General features: G+C 71.2%; 16 protein-coding genes. 14 read left to right on the top strand and 2 right to left on the bottom strand.

From position 1 onward, the window contains the following. Window positions 1–114: 114 nt before the first annotated feature. From argJ to G3573_RS14500, 4 genes are read left to right on the top strand one after another with little or no spacing between them, the layout of a single operon-like run. Entirely contained in the window at window positions 115–1,494 is a 1,380-nt protein-coding gene (gene argJ, locus G3573_RS14515) for a bifunctional glutamate N-acetyltransferase/amino-acid acetyltransferase ArgJ (protein WP_240454724.1), read from the top strand. A gap of 16 nt (window positions 1,495–1,510) precedes the next feature. After that, window positions 1,511–2,032, top strand: a complete 522-nt coding sequence (locus G3573_RS14510; protein ID WP_163261955.1) for a hypothetical protein — start codon at window positions 1,511–1,513, stop codon at window positions 2,030–2,032. After that, window positions 2,029–2,445 (top strand): (deoxy)nucleoside triphosphate pyrophosphohydrolase, encoded by a 417-nt coding sequence (locus G3573_RS14505; RefSeq protein WP_163261954.1) that lies wholly within the window; start codon window positions 2,029–2,031, stop codon window positions 2,443–2,445. The genes G3573_RS14510 and G3573_RS14505 overlap by 4 nt, the downstream gene beginning before the upstream one ends. A 10-nt stretch (window positions 2,446–2,455) precedes the next feature. Then, window positions 2,456–2,638 carry a Flp family type IVb pilin gene (locus G3573_RS14500; protein ID WP_163261953.1) on the top strand — a complete coding sequence of 61 codons (183 nt, stop codon included), beginning with the start codon at window positions 2,456–2,458 and terminating at the stop codon, window positions 2,636–2,638. Window positions 2,639–2,642: 4 nt separating this feature from the next. Here the strand turns inward: G3573_RS14500 and G3573_RS14495 are convergent, their stop codons facing one another. Further along, the gene (locus G3573_RS14495) at window positions 2,643–3,554 is read right to left on the bottom strand and encodes a methyltransferase domain-containing protein (protein WP_163261952.1); all 912 of its coding nucleotides are present in this window, start codon (window positions 3,552–3,554) and stop codon (window positions 2,643–2,645) included. 148 nt (window positions 3,555–3,702) lie between these two features. On the opposite strand from G3573_RS14495, the gene G3573_RS14490 reads away from it, so the two are divergent. The 7 genes from G3573_RS14490 to G3573_RS14460 are packed head-to-tail and all read left to right on the top strand — an operon-like array spanning window position 3,703 to window position 7,853. Next, entirely contained in the window at window positions 3,703–4,347 is a 645-nt protein-coding gene (locus G3573_RS14490; protein WP_240454722.1) for a ComF family protein, read from the top strand. Window positions 4,348–4,381: 34 nt separating this feature from the next. Continuing rightward, window positions 4,382–4,636 (top strand): glutaredoxin 3, encoded by a 255-nt coding sequence (gene grxC / locus G3573_RS14485; protein WP_163261950.1) that lies wholly within the window; start codon window positions 4,382–4,384, stop codon window positions 4,634–4,636. 54 nt (window positions 4,637–4,690) lie between these two features. Continuing rightward, window positions 4,691–5,527 (top strand): carbon-nitrogen hydrolase family protein, encoded by an 837-nt coding sequence (locus G3573_RS14480; protein WP_163261949.1) that lies wholly within the window; start codon window positions 4,691–4,693, stop codon window positions 5,525–5,527. After that, on the top strand, window positions 5,524–5,964 hold the full coding sequence (locus G3573_RS14475; RefSeq protein WP_163261948.1) for a DUF1178 family protein: 441 nt from the start codon (window positions 5,524–5,526) through the stop codon (window positions 5,962–5,964). The genes G3573_RS14480 and G3573_RS14475 overlap by 4 nt, the downstream gene beginning before the upstream one ends. Further along, a complete protein-coding gene (locus tag G3573_RS14470; protein WP_240454718.1) occupies window positions 5,964–6,464 on the top strand; it encodes a GNAT family N-acetyltransferase in 501 nt (166 codons plus the stop codon). The genes G3573_RS14475 and G3573_RS14470 overlap by 1 nt, the downstream gene beginning before the upstream one ends. Window positions 6,465–6,477: 13 nt before the next feature. After that, a complete protein-coding gene (locus G3573_RS14465; protein ID WP_163261947.1) occupies window positions 6,478–7,446 on the top strand; it encodes a quinone oxidoreductase in 969 nt (322 codons plus the stop codon). Next, window positions 7,446–7,853 carry a hypothetical protein gene (locus tag G3573_RS14460; protein WP_163261946.1) on the top strand — a complete coding sequence of 136 codons (408 nt, stop codon included), beginning with the start codon at window positions 7,446–7,448 and terminating at the stop codon, window positions 7,851–7,853. The genes G3573_RS14465 and G3573_RS14460 overlap by 1 nt, the downstream gene beginning before the upstream one ends. Here G3573_RS14460 and ubiG read toward each other — a convergent pair. Beyond that, on the bottom strand, window positions 7,850–8,614 hold the full coding sequence (ubiG, locus tag G3573_RS14455) for a bifunctional 2-polyprenyl-6-hydroxyphenol methylase/3-demethylubiquinol 3-O-methyltransferase UbiG (protein WP_163261945.1): 765 nt from the start codon (window positions 8,612–8,614) through the stop codon (window positions 7,850–7,852). The genes G3573_RS14460 and ubiG overlap by 4 nt on opposite strands. A 185-nt stretch (window positions 8,615–8,799) precedes the next feature. Between ubiG and G3573_RS14450 the strand changes: the two genes are divergently transcribed. The 3 genes from G3573_RS14450 to G3573_RS14440 form a co-directional block, all read left to right on the top strand. After that, window positions 8,800–10,050, top strand: coding sequence for an aspartate kinase (locus tag G3573_RS14450; RefSeq protein WP_163261944.1), 1,251 nt, complete (start codon window positions 8,800–8,802; stop codon window positions 10,048–10,050). Window positions 10,051–10,092: 42 nt separating this feature from the next. After that, the gene (ptsP, locus tag G3573_RS14445; protein WP_163261943.1) at window positions 10,093–12,357 is read left to right on the top strand and encodes a phosphoenolpyruvate--protein phosphotransferase; all 2,265 of its coding nucleotides are present in this window, start codon (window positions 10,093–10,095) and stop codon (window positions 12,355–12,357) included. Between the two features lie 133 nt (window positions 12,358–12,490). After that, the coding region (locus tag G3573_RS14440) for a helix-turn-helix domain-containing protein (protein ID WP_163261942.1) at window positions 12,491–13,537 on the top strand (1,047 nt) is incomplete at its 3' end.

The following is a 13,537-nucleotide window of genomic DNA, read 5'->3' as shown; positions in this document are numbered from 1 at the left end:
CGCCAAGGCCGCGACCGCCGGCGTCGCGCCGGCTCCCGCCAAAGTTCCCGCCAAGGAGGCGGCCCGTTGAGTAGAGTTCCCTCGTCTAAGAAGCCCGGCGCAACCCCGGTCGACCTGGTCGGCCAGACCCTCGAGAAGGCCATCGACCCGCTGAAGGCCGCCTGGAAGAGCGCGGCCCTTAAACGAGCGGACCGAGACACGCGCCAGTTCGAGACCGAGTCCGCCCCGGCGGCCCCGGCCGCAGCGCCCGGCAAGCCCGGCCTGCAGGTCTCGCCCCTGGCCGTGCCGTTCCCGGTCATCCCGCCGATCGCCGGCGTGGAGATCGCGACCGGCCGGGCCGGCTTCTACAAGCACGAGCGCGAAGACCTGGTGGTCTTCCACTTCCCGGAAGGCGCGTCCTGCGCCGGCGTCTTCACCCGCCACACGGTGGGCTCGGCCCCGGTCGACTGGTGCAAGCGCCAGCTGGAAGCGACCGGCGGCGAGGGCGTGTGCGCCCTGGTGGTCAACGCCGGCTGCGCCAACGCCTTCACCGGCAAGCCGGGGGCCGACGCCGCCCGCCGCACCGCTTCGGCCGTGGCCAAGCGCTTCGACTGCCGCCAGCGCGACGTCATGCTGGCCTCGACCGGCGTGATCGGCGTGGTGCTGGACGACGGCAAGATCGCCGCCCGCCTGCCGGAGGTGGAGGGCCGCCTCTCGGCCGACGCCTGGGCCGCCGCGGGCCAGGCGATCATGACCACCGACACCTTCCCGAAGGGGGCCTACGCCACCGCCGAGATCGACGGCCACGTCGTGCGCATCGCCGGCATCGCCAAGGGCTCGGGCATGATCGCGCCGGACATGGCGACCATGCTGGCCTTCATCGCCACCGACGCCAACCTGTCGCCGGCGGTGCTGCGCACCCTGCTGGGGGTCAACGTCCGCACCACCTTCAACAGCGTCACGGTCGACGGCGACACCTCGACCAACGACACCTGCCTGATGTTCGCCACCGGCGCCTCGGGCGCGCCGCGCATCTCGCGCGCCGGCGACCGTCGCCTGGCCGAATTCCGCGAGAAGCTGGAAGCGGTCATGCTGGACCTCGCCTGGCAACTGGTCCGCGACGGCGAGGGCGCGACCAAGTTCGTCAAGGTGACGGTCACCGGCGCCCAGTCCCCGCACTCGGCCCGCCGCATCGCCAAGTCGATCTGCGAGAGCCCGCTGGTGAAGACCGCCTTCGCCGGCGAGGACGCCAACTGGGGCCGCATCGTCATGGCCGTCGGCAAGACCGAGGAGCCGATCGACCGCGACCACCTGTCGGTGAAGTTCGGCGATCTGGTCGCCGCCCACGAGGGCGCGGTCTCGCCGACCTACGACGAGGCGAAGATGAGCGCCTACATGAAGCGGCCCGAGCTGGAGGTGTCGGTCGACGTCGGCGTCGGCCGCGGGACCGCCACCGTGTGGACCTGCGACCTGACCAAGCGCTACGTCGAGATCAACGGGGACTACCGGTCCTGACGAACGGGGCGCGGGGATGACGCCGGACGCTTTCGCCGAGGCGGTCGTCGCCACGCCGCCGCGCTGTGTCGGAAGTTTCACGACGGCGCCCTACCGGCTGGGCGCGTTCGACGAGGGCGCGTCGGTCGGCTTCAAGCTGGGGTGCCGCCGCTGCGGGGGCGCCCGGTTCGCCTTTTCCGAGGTCACTTCGCACTGGTCGAACGGCGCCGAGCAAGCCCAGGACGCGGTCGGCCTGATCGCGACCTGTTCGAAATGTGCGGCGCCCGCGCCGTTGTTCAACGCCGTGCACGACGGATACGACGGCGAGCTGGGCCATCTGAAATTCATGCAGGGCCCGGCGACGGTGGCCGCCCTGGCGAACGCCTCGGACGTCGAGGCGATGGTCCTCTTCACCTACAACACGAGCCCGGCCGAGCTCGCGCCGCTCGCCGCCGAGGCCGCGGTGCGGCCGCAGGACCTGTTCGACTGGTTCACCCTGCAGGTGCGGGCCGACTCCGGTCAGCCTTTCCAACAAATCTGGGACTACGAGTGCGCATGACGAGCGAGACCCCCAAGCCCATGGTGCTGGTCGCGGCGGCCGCCCTGGTCGACGTCGACGGCCGCGTGCTGATCGGTCAGCGGCCCGAGGGCAAGCAGCTGGGGGGCACCTGGGAATTCCCCGGCGGTAAGGTCGAACCGGGTGAAACTCCGGAGAAAGCGTTAATACGCGAACTCGAGGAGGAGCTTGGGATTCAGGTCAAAGAAGCCTGTCTCGCGCCCTTCGTTTTTAGCTCTTTTTCTTACGAAACGTTTCACCTTCTGATGCCACTTTGGCTGTGCCGTCGATGGGAGGGCGTGGTCCAGGCCCGGTGGCACTCAGCGCTTGCTTGGGTGAAGCCAAACCGCCTGACCGACTACCCCATGCCCCCGGCCGACGAGCCGTTGGTCGCGTATCTGCGCGACTTTCTCTGAGGGGGCGACCATGGCGCGAGTGCGTGTGCTGAAGCGGTTCCTGAAGAACGAGCGCGGGGCGACGGCCATCGAGTACGGCCTGATCCTGGCCCTGATGTTCCTCGCCATCCTCGGCGCTGTGCAGCTGTTCACCACCCGCGCGGTCGACATCTTCGAGGCGGCCAGCGACGCCATCGTGAGCGCCACCAAGTAGGGCGTCAGCCGGCTTTATCCCCGGCCTTCTGCTCCACCGCGTGCAGGGCGTCGGCCAGGCGAACCTTGGCCGAGCCGGGCTTCAGCGGCTTCTGCTGGCTTTCGTGCGGGGCCCAGCCCGTCGCCGTGACGATCTCGAAGGTCGCGGGCACGCGCCCGTCGGCTTCGGCGAACCGCTCGATATAGATCTCGCACGCGCGCGCGAGGACGGCGCGGCTCAGCGGCCGCTTCGGCCGGTCGAGCAGCACGTTGGTCTCGCCCATGGTCCGCAGGTCGGCCAGCAGCTTCAGCGGATGCGAATAGCGCACCGTCACCCGGTCCACGTCGCTGACCGGCAGGGCGAAGCCCGCGCGCTGCAACAGGCCCGCGGCGTCGAAGGCGTCGGCGAACGGCGAGACGCGCGGTCCCGTACCGCCGCGGATCTCGTCCTCGGCCTGCAGCAAGGCCTGGCGCAGTTCGGTCAGGGTCAGGCCGCCGAAGAAGGCGCCCAGGAACAGGCCGTCCGGCTTCAGCGCGCGACGGATCTGCACCAGGGCGCCGGGCAGGTCGTTGGTCCAGTGCAGGGCCAGGGTCGAGACCACCAGGTCCAGGCTCTCCGGCGCGAACGGCAGGCGCTCCTCGTCGACGACGACGCGCGGACCGGGGCGGTTCGCCAGCATGGCGGCCGACAGGTCGGCTTCGATCAGCGCCCCCACCCGCTCGCGCGCCGGGCTGTCGGCCAGCAGGCGCGCGAAGCTCCCGTCGCGCGCGCCGAGGTCGACGGCCAGCGGGAAGCTGCGCATTATGGCTTCCAGGCGTTCGACCGCGTCGGTCGCGGCCCGCACCTTGAGGAAGTCGGCGTCGGCGTAAGCGCGCGCGGCCCGGTCGAGGCGGCGGCGATGCAGGGAACGGTCGAAGAGGAGGGGCGGGCCGGACATGATTTCGAACTTGAGACGCCGCGAACATGGGGCGCTTCTCGATTTCGTCAAACCCGGCGCGCGCGTGCGCGAGGCCGTCCGCCGCTGCGTCGACGCGCTTTTCCCGCCGCAGGCCTTCGACGGCGGCCGCTTTCCGCAAGCGGCCGGACTGTCGGCCGAGGCCTGGTCCAAGGTGGTCTTCCTCGACGCGCCGGTCTGCGACGGCTGCGGAATTCCGTTCGAGTACGATCTCGGCGCGCGCTGCGCCGGCTGCCAGGCGCGGCCCTTCGCGTTCGCGCGCGCCCGCGCCGCCTGTCTCTACGACGAGCACTCGCGCGACCTGATCCTGCAGTTCAAGCACGCTGACCGCACCGAACTGGCCGGGCTGTTCGCGGCCTGGATCGGCCGTTCGGCCGCCGACCTGGTGGCCGACGCCGACGCGATCGTGCCGGTGCCGCTTCACCCCCTGCGCCTGCTCAAGCGTCGCTACAACCAGGCGGCCGAGATCGCCCGGCCGCTGGCGAAACGCTCGGGGCTTGAATACCTGCCCGACGTGCTGGTCCGGGCTCGCGCGACCTCCAGCCAGGGCGGCAAGTCGGGTTCGGGACGCCGCCGCAACGTGGCCGGCGCCTTCGACGTGCCGGCCGCCGCGGCGAAGCGGGTCAAGGGCCGGCGCGTTCTATTGATCGACGACGTCATGACCACCGGCGCGACCGCCGAGGCCTGCGCCAGGGCCCTGCTGAAGGCTGGCGCGCGGGCGGTGGACCTAGGCGTCGTGTCGCGGGTGCGCGAGCGCGGCGACGTTTCTATATGACCGTGAGCTTTCGGTGGCCTGAGCGGAGTTTTTCGTGCCCCCTGTCGTGATCTACACCAAGCCGTCCTGTCCGTACTGCGTCCGTGCCCAGGCCCTGCTTCAGCGCAAAGGCGTCGCCTACGAAGAGATCGTGGCCTCCGCCGATCCGGAGATGCGCGAGGAGATGATCCGCCGCTCGGGCCGCATGACCTATCCGCAGATCTTCATCGGCGAACAGCACGTGGGCGGTTGCGACGACCTGCACGAGCTGGAGCGCCGCGGTGAACTGGACCGCCTGCTCGCCGCTTGACGCCTGGACGTCGGTCGGGCTCAAGCTCGACCGACCTTTGCAGACTGTAAGTCCATGGCCGAAATCCTCGACGTTGCCCTGATCCAGCTGAACACCCCCGCCGACCACGCGGCTGCGTGGGCGCAGGTCGAGCCGCTGGTGCGCGAGGCGGCGGCCGGGGGCGCCAAGCTGGTGCTGACGCCCGAGGGGACCAACATCCTCGAGCAGCGCCGTGATCGCCGGCTGGCGGTGATCCAGGACCAGGACGCCGATCCGGTGGTGCGGGGCCTGCGCGCGCTGGCCGCCGAGCTCGGCATCTGGCTGCTGATCGGCTCGGCCATCGTGAAGACCGGCGATCCGGCCGATCCGCGCGCCGCCAACCGCTCGATCCTGGTCGGGCCGGACGGGGCGGTGAAGGCGACCTACGACAAGCTGCACGTCTTCGACGTCGACCTGCCGACCGGCGAGCGCCACCGCGAGTCCGAGAGCATTCGCCCTGGCGCGCACGCGACGGTCGCCGAGACGCCGTGGGGCGGACTGGGCCTGAGCATCTGCTACGACGTGCGCTTCCCGCACCTGTACCGGGCGCTGGCCCGGGCCGGCGCCTCGATGATCGCCGTGCCGGCCGCCTTCACCCGCCCGACCGGCGAGGCCCACTGGGAGGTGATGCTGCGCGCCCGCGCCATCGAGACCGGCGCCTTCGTGCTCGCTCCCGCCCAGGGCGGCGAGCACGAGGACGGGCGCAAGACCTGGGGCCGCAGCGTGGTGATCTCGCCGTGGGGCGAGGTGCTGGCCCGGGCCGAGGACGACGCGCCGGGCGTGCTGCGCGCGACGCTGGATCTCAGTCTCGTGGACAAGGCGCGCCGGGCCATCCCGCAGCTGACCCACGATCGGGAGTTTGTGGGTCCGTGATCCGTTACGCGCTCCTCTGCGAGCACGACCACGACTTCGAGGTCTGGTTCGCCTCGTCCGGCGACTACGACGACCAGGCGGCCCGCGGGCTGGTGGAGTGTCCGTTCTGCGCCTCGCGCCAGGTGCGCAAGGCGATCATGGCCCCGGCCGTCTCCGGCACCAAGAAGACCGCCTTCAAGGCCGAGCGCGCCGCCCAGATCCAGACCCTGGTCATGGAGGCCATGGGCAAGATCCGTGCTCACGTCGAGGCTGAGTTCGACTATGTCGGCGACGCCTTCGCCAAAGAGGCGCTGGCCATCAAGGACGGCGCGGCCGAGGACCGCGGCATCTACGGCGAAGCCACGCCCAAGGAGGTCGCCGAGCTGGCCGAGGCCGGCGTCAACGTCGCGCCCCTGCCGCCGGCCGCCGCGCCGGTCCCCAAGGCCAAGGTGAACTGATGACCACCGCGCCGGACTGGCGGCGCATGAGCGAGGCCGACCTCGACGCGGTCGTCGAGGTCGCCCGCGTGTCGTTTCCCGACCATCCCGAGGACCGCGAGGTGTTCGCCGAGCGCCTTGCGCTCTATCCGGACGGCTGCCTCGCCCTGGGCGAGCCGGCCCAGGGCTATCTGGTCGCCTATCCCTGGCGGGCCGACCAGATCCCGCCGCTGAACACCCGTCTCGGCGCGATCCCGGCCGACGCCGACCTGATCTACCTGCACGACCTGGCCCTGGCGCCCGAAGCCCGTGGCGGCGGGCGCGCGGCGCGTGCGGTCGTGCGCCTGCTGCACGAGGTCGCCGCCGCCGGCTGGCCGGCGGTCGCCCTGGTCGCGGTCAACGAGGCCGCCCCGTTCTGGCGCAAGCTGGGCTTCGAGGAGCGCGAGACCCCGGCGATCCGCGACAAGCTGAAGAGCTATGGTCCGGACGCCCGCTACATGATGCGCCGCCTGACCACCTGAGGAGGACAGATCGATGAAGGCCGTCCAGATCCAGCGTACCGGCGGACCCGAAGTGCTGCAGGTCGTCGACCTGCCGGTCCCGACGCCGGGGCCGGGCGAGATCCTGGTCCGTCAGGAGGCGGTCGGGCTGAACTACATCGACACCTATCACCGCAGCGGCCTCTATCCCGTGCAGCTGCCGCTGGTGCTGGGCGGCGAGGGGGCGGGGGTGGTCGAGGCGGTCGGCCCGGGCGTGACCCGCTTTCGGCCGGGCGAGCGGGTCGGTTACGCGGGCGGCTTCGGGAGCTATGCCGAGTATCGCGTCGTGGCCGAGGGGCGGGCGGTGCGCCTGCCCGACGACGTCTCCGCGAAGACCGCGGCGGCCGTCCTGCTGAAGGGCATGACCGCCGAGTTCCTGCTGCGCCGCTGCGCGCCGGTGGCGGCCGGCGAGGCCGTGCTGGTCCACGCCGCGGCCGGCGGGGTGGGCTCGATCCTGGTGCAGTGGGCCCACGCTCTGGGCGCGACGGTGATCGGTTCGGTGGGCTCGTCCGCCAAGGCCGCGCAGGCGCAGGCCGACGGCTGCGCCCACGTGATCCTGCACAAGGTGCAGGACGTCGCCGCGCGCGTGCGCGAGATCACCGGCGGTGAGGGCGTGCGCGTGGTCTTTGACGGCGTCGGCAAGGCGACCTTCGAGACGTCGCTGGCCAGCCTGGGCCGGCGCGGCGTGCTGGTCACCTACGGCAACGCGTCCGGCCCGGTCCCGCCGGTCGACGCCCTGGCGCTGATGCGTGCCGGGTCGGTCTATTTCACCCGCCCGACCCTATTCGACTACATCGCGACGACCGAGGAGCTGGACGCCAGCGCCGCGGCGGTGTTCGAGGCCGTCCGCTCCGGGGCGGTCAAGGTGCGCGTCGGCGCCGAGCGGCCCCTGGTCGAAGCCGAAGCGGCGCACCGCGCGCTGGAAGCCTCGGAGACGTCCGGCTCCACCCTGCTGATCCCCTGATGACCGACGCCGACCACGCCCTGGTCGCCGCCTTCGAGCGCGGCGAACTCGATCCGGCGAGCTTCAGCCACGCCGACCACGTCCGCGTCGCCTGGGCCCTGCTGGGCCCTATGGGCCGGCCGTTCCACGAGGCCTACCTGGCCATGCGCGCCGGCCTGCAGGCCCTGGTCGCCCGGGCCGGTCGTCCCGAGCGCTACAACGAGACCGTCACCCTGGCCTTCCTGGCCCTGGTCCATGAGGAGCTGGCGCGCACGGTCGTGCCGGCGCCTACGTTCGAGGCGTTCTACGCGGGCGCGGAAGGCCGCCTCGACCGGGGTGCGCTGCGCGCGCTCTATCCCGACGGCGCGCTGTCGAGCGAGGCGGCGCGCGCGGGTCTGGTGCTGCCGACGATCGGCCGGGCGCCTTAGGCCCCCGGCTTGGTCGCCACCATCATGTAGTTCACCGCCGTGTCGTTCGACTCCGACCAGCGGTCGGTCAGCGGGTTGTAGGCGACGCCGTACGGGCCGCTGACCTCCACGCCCGCGCCGGCCAGGTACTCGCGCACCTCCTCCGGCTTGAGGAACTTCTTCCAGTCGTGGGTGCCCGGCGGCAGCCAGCGCAGCACGTATTCGGCCCCGACCACGGCGAGCGCGAGCGCCTTGGCCGTGCGGTTTAGGGTGGCGACGATCATCATCCCGCCCGGCGCGACCAGGCCGGCGCATTCGCGCAGGTAGCGGCCGGGGTCGGCGACGTGCTCGACCACCTCCATGTTCAGCACCACGTCGAACGGGCCGGCGCCCTCGGCGGCCAGTTGCTCGGCGGTGGCGCAGCGGTAGCCGATGTCCAGGCCCTGCTGTTCGGCGTGGGCCCTGGCCGTGCCGATGTTGCGCTCCGAGGCGTCCACCGCGGTGACCTCGAAGCCCATCCGCCGCATGGGTTCGGACAGCAGACCGCCGCCGCAGCCGATGTCGAGCAGCTTCAGGCCCTTGAACGGCTCGCGCGCCTTCGGATCGCGGCCGAAGCGGGCGCAGGCGCGGTCGCGGATGAAGCCCAGCCGCACCGGGTTGAACTTGTGCAGCGGCGCGAACTCGCCCTTGGCGTCCCACCACTTGGCCGCCAGCGCCGAGAAGCGGGCGACCTCTTCCGGGTCGACGCTGAAACCCTGGGCCTGATCGGTGCTATCGCGCATTGCGGCTCCTGCGCGCCGCCGTTAGAAGCGGTCGCGATTTTCCGTGTCCGACATGACGGCGCAGGCGCTGTCTGACAAGCCCGGACACGCGAAGACCATGCCCCGTCGAAGGAATGGTCAGTCTTAATATGTTCTGAGCATTTCCCCGCTCAAAGAGCCGGGGAAAGCTCTCGGGGGTGCTTCGCATGACGCGGCTGGTGATGAAGTTCGGGGGCACGTCGATGGCCGACCTCGAACGCATCCGTCGCGCCGCCCGCATCGTCGCCGCCGAGGCGGCCATGGGCAAGAAGGTCGCCGTGGTGGTCTCGGCCATGGCCGGCAAGACCAACGAGCTGGTCGCCTGGACCGACGGCGCGGGCGCCGCCGCCTCGGGCCTGCCGATGTCGGACGACGAATACGACGTGGTGGTCGGCTCGGGCGAGCAGGTCACCGCCGGCCTGCTGGCCATGACGCTGCGCAACATGGGCCTGAACGCGCGCTCATGGATGGGCTGGCAGGTGCCGATCCTGACCGACGACGCCCACGGCAAGGCCCGCATCGAGGACATCCCGCCCGAGAAGCTGGCCGCGGCGGTCGACGCCGGCGAGATCGCGATCATCCCCGGTTTCCAGGGCGTCACCCGCGACGGCAAGATCACCACGCTGGGCCGCGGCGGCTCGGACACCTCGGCGGTGGCGGTGGCGGCGGCGCTGCAGGCGTCGCGCTGCGACATCTACACCGACGTCGACGGCGTCTACACGACCGACCCGCGCATCGAGGCCAAGGCCCGGCGGCTGGAGAAGATCTCCTACGAGGAGATGCTGGAGATGGCCTCCCTGGGGGCCAAGGTGCTGCAGACCCGCTCGGTCGAGCTCGCCATGGCCCACAAGGTGCCGGTGCGCGTGCTGTCGTCCTTCGCCGAGCCGGGCGCGGCGGACAATTCGGGCACCCTTGTGTGCGACGAGGAAGAGATCGTGGAAAAGCGGATCGTGAGCGGCGTGGCCTACAGCCGTGACGAGGCGAAGGTGACCCTGCTGGGCCTGCCCGACCAGACCGGCGTGCCGGCGACCATCTTCACCAAACTGGCCGACGCCAACGTCAACGTGGACATGATCGTCCAGTCGCAGGCGCGCACCGCCGACACCACCAACATGATCTTCACCGTGGGCCGCCGCGACGCCGCCCGCGCCGTCGAGATCATGAAGGCCAACCACGCCGAGATCGGCTTCGAGGAGGTCCGCGCCGACGAGGACGTGGCCAAGATCTCGGTGGTGGGCGTGGGCATGCGCTCCCACGCCGGCGTCGCCCAGGCCATGTTCAAGGCCCTGGCCGACAAGGGCATCAAGATCCAGGCGATCTCGACGTCCGAGATCAAGATCAGCGTGCTGATCGACGCCGCCTACACCGAATTGGCGGTTCGCGCGCTTCACGCCGCTTACGGACTGGAACAGGTCTAGGAAAACCGCTTAGGTTTCCAGACGCGAGGAGGGCGTCCCACGATGATGAAGGGAGGGCTGGCGGCGAGAGGACCGAGAAGCCTCCTTCGTCAGATCAGGGAAGTGATGGCGGGCGGCGGGCCCGCCCAGCAGCGTCTCGACCAGACCGTCTCCATCATCGCGCGGTCCATGGTGGCCGAGGTGTGCTCGATCTATCTGCGCCGCGCGTCCGGCGAGATGGAGCTGTTCGCCACCGAGGGCCTGAACCCCGACGCCGTCCACAAGACCCGGCTGCGCTCCGGCGAAGGCCTGGTCGGCGAGGTCGCCCGTTCGGCCACGCCGCTGAACCTGCCCGACGCGCCGACCCATCCGAGCTTCTCCTACCGCCCGGAAACCGGCGAAGACCCGTTCCACTCCTTCCTGGGCGTGCCGCTGCTGCGCGGCGGGCGCACCATCGGGGTGCTGATCGTCCAGAACCGCGCCGCGCGGGTCTACGACCAGGACGAGGTCGAGGACCTCGAGACCATCGCCATGGTGGTGGCCGAGATGGTCGCCTCCGGCGAGCTGGTCGGCATCGCTGAGCTGAAGGACGTCGAGCTCGCCCCGCACCGGCCCGAGCGCCTGCGCGGGCTGAAGCTGGCCGACGGCCTGGCCATGGGCCGGGTGGTGCTGCACGAGGCGCCCGTCGCGCCCGAGCGCCTGCTGGCCGACGACATCGTGGCCGAGGAGGGCCGCCTGAAGCAGGCGCTCGCCGCCATGCGCTCGCACATCGACGAGATGCTGGAGGGGCAGCACGGCCTGGCCGGCCCCTCCTACGAGGTGCTCGAGACCTACCGCATGTTCGCCGAGGACCGCGGCTGGAACCGCAGCCTCGAGGACGCGGTGCGCTCCGGCCTGACCTCGGAAGCCGCGGTCGAGCGCGTGCGCAACGAGCACCGCGCCCGCTTCGCCCAGGCCCGCGACCCCTATCTGCGCGAGCGCCTGCACGACCTGGAAGACCTGGCCAACCGCCTGCTGCGGGTGCTGGCCGGCGAGACTCCGGGTCAGCGCGAGCTGCCCGACGACATGGTTCTGGTCGCCCGCAACCTCGGGCCGGCCGACCTGCTGGAATACCCGCGCGAGAAGCTGCGCGGCCTGCTGCTGGAAGAGGGCTCCGCCGCCAGCCACGCGGCCATCGTCGCCCGCGCCCTGCAGATCCCCTGCGTCGGCCGCCTGTCGGGCCTGCGCGACCGCCTTTCCCAGGGCGACCCGGTGCTGGTCGACGGCGAGACCGCCGAGGCCTACCTGCGTCCGCGGGCGGACATGGTCGAGGCCTTCACCGCCCGCATGGCCGTGCGCGCCCAGCGCCGGGCCGAGTTCGAGCGGCTGAAGGACACCCCGGCCGTCACCCACGACGGCTCGCGCGTCACCCTGCTGATGAACGCGGGCCTGGCGGTCGACCTGGAAAACCTGGACGCCACCGGCGCGGAGGGCATCGGCCTGTTCCGCACCGAGTTCCAGTTCATGGTCTCGGACGAGCTGCCGCGCCTGAACGCCCAGACCGCGCTCTACGAGAAGGTCCTGGACGCCGCCGGCGGCAAGCCGGTCACCTTCCGCACGCTCGACCTCGGCGGCGACAAGGTGCTGCCCTACCTGGAGACCGAGCGGGAAGAGAACCCGGCGCTGGGCCGTAGAGCCGTGCGCATGGGCCTGGACCGCCCGGCCCTGCTGCGCCTGCAGCTGCGCGCGCTCTTGGCCGCCGCTCATGGGCGCGAGCTGCGCGTCATGTTCCCGCTGGTGGCCACGGTCGACGAATTCCGCGCCGCCCAGGAGCTGGTCGAGGTCGAGTGCGAGTGGGCCCGCCGCCGCGGCCGGCCGCTGCCGGCCCTGCTGCGTGTGGGCGCCATGATCGAGGCGCCGTCGCTGCTGTGGCACCTCGACGCGCTGCTGCCGCTGACCGATTTCGTCTCGGTCGGCACGAACGACCTGATTCAGTACATGTTCGCCGCCGACCGCACGAACCCGCTTGTGTCAGATCGGTACGACCCGCTGTCGCCGCCGGCCCTGCGCGCTCTGGCCGCAATCCAGAAAGCGGCGGCCGAAACCGGCACGCCGGTGTCGGTTTGCGGCGAGCTGGCGGGCCGTCCGCTGGAGGCCTTCGTCCTTGTGGCGCTTGGGTTTACGCGGCTGTCCATGCCGCCCGCGGGCATCGGCCCGGTGAAGCGGATGATCCTCTCCTGCGACCGCGAGGCCGCTCGCCGAGGCGTCACGAATCTTCTAGCGAGTTCGTCAGGATCGGTTCGAACCGAGATCGAGTCCCTGGTCCGAAAATTGAATGTGGCCGTCTGAAGAATCACTAACGAAACGTTGATTTTAACAGACGGCTATGGTTTATCCACAGAGCCTGTTTATGAAAGCGCCTACGGGTGAGGGAGACCGTCCCACGGACGGTGCTCGTGGCGCCGAGGGGGGACCGGAAGCGATGACTCCGCTGGATTCCGGATCGGTGACCGAGACCTATCACTCGCCGGCCTGGGATTCGTTCGAGCCTGTGTCGCTGACCGAAGCCGCCTCCCTGGGCGAGGGCCTCAAGCGGGCCCGCGAAGCCTCCGGACGTTCGCTGCAGCAGCTGGCGGAAGCCACCCGCGTGCGCCGCGAATATCTGTCCGCGCTGGAGCAGGGCGCCTACGACCAACTGCCCTCGCGGCCGTTCGTGGTCGGCTACGTGCGCTCCTACGCCAAGGCGCTGGGGCTCGACGAAGAGACTGCGGCCGACCTCTACAAGAAAGAATCCCCGGACTACACGACGCCCCTGCAGGCGCCGGTCGGTTCGGAGCTGGACGACGTCAAGAAGCGCTCGCCCGCCCTGTTCGCGGTGGCCGGCGTGGTGATCTGCGCTGTCGTCGCCTGGAACGTGGTCCAGCGCGCGGTGAACGCCCAGCACGTCTCGCCGTCCGCCCTCAGCGACACGCCGGAAGGCTGGTCGCTCGGCGCCGTGCCCGGCGGCCGCATGGCCATCGGCGCGCCGCGTCCGGCCCCGGCCGACCAGACCGTGCCGGTCGCCTACGTCACCCCGGGCCTCGAGGTCCAGCTGGCCGAAGCCGGCGCCGCCGACGCGGCCCAGGCCGCGGCCCTGACCGCCGCCCCGACCGTGCCGGTGCGCGCCGCCTTCAACCCGAAGGGCGCGGTCTACGGCGTCGCGCCGCAGTCCTCGAGCGTGATCCTGCAGGCCCGCAAGGCGGCGACCCTGGTCGTCTCCGGGGCCGACGGCACCATCTACTTCGCCCGCCAGTTGGCCGCCGGCGAGGCCTACCGCGCCCCGCGCGGCCTGGCCGCCTCGGTCGACGTCTCCGACCCGCTGGTGTTCGACCTGTTCCTCAATGGCGAGTCCTACGGCACGCTGGAGACGCTGAAGACCGCGCTGTCCAGCCTGAACGGCAAGGCCTCGGACCTGGCGGCCCAGTCGGCCGCCCGCGCCCAGGCCGAGGCGGAAGCCGTCGCCCGCGCCCAGGCGGCCCAGGCCGCGGCC

The sequence above is a fragment of the Caulobacter sp. 17J65-9 genome, from assembly GCF_010975005.1.
Taxonomy (GTDB): domain Bacteria; phylum Pseudomonadota; class Alphaproteobacteria; order Caulobacterales; family Caulobacteraceae; genus 17J80-11.
The sequence above is the reverse complement of the archived record's forward strand: the minus strand, read 5'-3'. Positions and strand labels throughout refer to the sequence as shown.